Genomic DNA, 470 nt, shown 5'->3' on the forward strand with positions numbered 1-470 from the left:
CCTGTTCTGCTCATCGTGGTCGTGGTGCTTGGTGGCATCTACGGGGGTGTCTTCACGGCGACTGAAGCAGGGGCGTACGGCGCCCTCATCGTGCTGATACTCGGGCTGGGACAGGTCCTTCGAAGAAGGAAACAGCAGCTCAGAAAGAATGCAAACGCGGTGCCTACTCGCCGTTTGGTCGGGTCGTTCTTCTCAGGCACCCTCATAGAAACGGTTTCCGCGGTTGCTGCCATCTTCCTGTTGCTTCTTGGAGTACAGATTCTCACGCGGGTGATGGCACTGAGCGGGCTGGCGCAATGGGTAGGCGACACTGTCGTAGGCATGGGCTTGACTCCAATCCTATTCCTCTTGATGCTCATCCCCGTCTACCTCATTCTTGGCTTCTTCCTTGACACGTTGGCGATGATGCTCCTCACGATCCCAGTGTTCCTCGGTCCATTGGAGGCGCTGGGGATCGACTTGATCTGGTT

At 57.0% G+C, this 470-nt stretch carries 1 protein-coding gene; it reads left to right on the forward strand.

The window, feature by feature from the left end:
* Nucleotides 1-15 precede the first annotated feature (15 nt).
* On the forward strand, nt 16-470 hold a 455-nt coding region (locus tag AC5RVV_RS18055), incomplete at its 3' end, for a TRAP transporter large permease subunit (protein ID WP_494002720.1).

Source organism: Arthrobacter sp. MDT2-34-1 (assembly GCF_059091365.1).